This window comes from uncultured Rothia sp., assembly GCF_937976295.1.
GTDB lineage: Bacteria > Actinomycetota > Actinomycetes > Actinomycetales > Micrococcaceae > Rothia.
Window position 1 is genome coordinate 1 of record NZ_CALJRY010000050.1, and the last position, 2,353, is coordinate 2,353.

Annotated in this window: 1 protein-coding gene and 1 pseudogene; one reads left to right on the forward strand and one right to left on the reverse strand. The window is 56.5% G+C overall.

The features are described 5' to 3' along the window. Positions 1-1,706, forward strand: a 1,706-nt coding sequence (locus Q0216_RS01425; RefSeq protein ID WP_298592351.1) for an ABC transporter family substrate-binding protein, incomplete at its 5' end; no start/stop codon positions are given. 216 nt (positions 1,707-1,922) lie between these two features. On the opposite strand, the pseudogene Q0216_RS01430 reads toward Q0216_RS01425, so the two are convergent. Continuing rightward, positions 1,923-2,353, reverse strand: a pseudogene (locus Q0216_RS01430) (dihydrodipicolinate synthase); the annotation flags it as partial.

The following is a 2,353-nucleotide window of genomic DNA, read 5'->3' on the forward strand; positions in this document are numbered from 1 at the left end:
CCATGAAGAGCATGTCTGTCTCTCGCCGTACCCTCCTGACCGGCACCGTTGCCCTCGGCACCGTTGGTCTGCTGGCTGCCTGCGGCGGCTCGAAGGAAAAGGTTGGCGGTTCCGCTTCTAACAATGCTGAAGATATTCTGAAGAACCTTCAGATTAACAAGCAGGATCGCTCCTCCCTCAAGCAGGGCGGCACCCTGACCCTTGCAGCCCTGGCTATCGGTCCCGACTTCAACCTGCAGACTCAGAATGGTGCCATTGGCGGCAACCTTGAAGCTCTGTCTACATGCAACATTCCCGCCGTCATGGGCTTCTACACCATGAGCCCCAGCGGTGAGAACACCCTTAACCCCGAGTTCTGCACCGAGCACAAGACTGAAACTGTCGATGGCGTGCAGACCGCGACCTTCAAGATTAACCCCAAGGCTGCCTTCAACGATGGTACGCCCATGGATGTGAACGCTGTGCGTGCCTACTGGAAGGCATACCGCGCCGCTACCGACAACCCCTATCACATCACCGATAGCCAGATGTGGCAGCAGGTTGAGAGCATCGAGTCTGTGGGCGGCGATGACCGCCACGTCAAGGTCACTATGAAGACCCCGTACTACCCCTCCGAGGGTCTGTGCGCTTTTGCGATGCACCCCGCCCTGGAAGACGTCACCCTCTTCAACGAGGGCTTCATCGACAAGCCCCAGGACAAGTATTGGGCAGGCCCCTTCAAGGTTGGCGAGTGGAACTCCTCCCAGAAGGTGCTCACCCTGGTTAAGAACGACAAGTGGTGGGGCGAGAAGCCGTTGTTGGACCGCATCATCTGGCGCCAGATGGACTCCGAAGCAATCCGTGCAAGCTTCAAGAACGGCGAACTGGACGCCTTCAGCTTCGTTGGCGCAAGTAGCTACAATGTGGTGAAGGGCCAGGCAGGCACCGATATTCGCCAGAGCCAGAACACTAGCGTCAATATCATCCAGATCAACCCCAAGAACGTTGATGACCTGGCTGTTCGCCGTGCGGCTTTGGTAGCTATCGATCGTGAGCAGATCGCTAAGGCATACTTCTCGCAGCTCGGCTGGACCGAGCCGGTACCCGGTTCTGTTCTCGCCATGCCGTTCCAGAAGGGGTATGAGAATAATTACGCAGGTGACAACGGTGCTCAGGCGGCCGCCAAGATTCTGGAGGCCGCAGGCTACTCCAAGTCCGGCGACTACTACGCTAAGGACGGCAAGGTTGCTGGTTTCGCACTGACCTCCTTCGGTTCCGAGGCTGTCTTCCAGGCTGTTTACCAGATCCTGGAGCAGCAGCTGAAGGCAGCAGGTATCCGCATTACCTCTGATAGTCAACCCCAGTCGAACATGAACAGCGTGCTCGGAAACAAGAGCTACCAGGCGATTTTTAATACCTGGGGTGTTGCATCCGATATGGCGTCCTCCGCACCGTACTTCTTTGCTACTGAGGCTCTCGGCGTAGGTGACTCCGAGGTGGACGCTCTCATGGAGAAGTTGCAGAACACCGAGAAGGAGGAAGAGCGCGCCAAGATTGCTAACCAGGCTGAGAAGCTCTACTTCGAGAAGGTCGCAGCGTACCTGCCCTACGCAAACGGTCCGATGTACATTGCAACCAAATCGAAGGTTGCAAACTATGGTCCGTCCCTGTTCAAGAGCGGCTACACCAGCGCTGACTACTGGGTCAACGTTGGCTGGCAGGAGTAGAACAGACGGGAGTAATACCGCTTTCGGTAATGCTCTAGTCGTCCTGTAGGACTCGAAATCCCGGGTACTCTCACGAGAGAGTGCCCGGGATTTTGCTGTGCCCTCTAAATTTCTGTGTCCTGTAAGTTTCTGCGTCCTCTAAGTTTTTGTGTCCTCTAGCGGGATATGTAATTACAAAAAAACGAGGGGGGAGGGGAACGCCGCCCTAACCGGTTGCTACCACTCGCCCAGGTACAGGGCACGCTCTTGCAGGTATCTCAACATCTTCGGGTTCTGCCGCAGATAGAAGATGCGGTAAATGCCGCCTCCAGCGACGATGAAAGCCAGCGGGAAACCCAAAATTACGAGCACGCGGCTCATATTGGCGGACAGGTCAAAAGGATCACCGCTGGTTGCCACCAGTACAATCCAGAGAGAATAGCCCACGCATGCCAGCAGGGTGCCCCACATGCCACGTACCAGCCAACTCACCAGTGCCACCGCAATGACCCACGCCAGCGCCAAGGTGAATTGGTGCCGCTCCGCCTGAGCCCATGGGAGCGCCCCCACGTAAATAATTGCGGGGATGCCCAGGTACCCGGGGATATTCAGCGAGGCAAGAATGTTCACGCAAAAATAGCCCAAGAAAATAGCGCTCAACGAGGAGG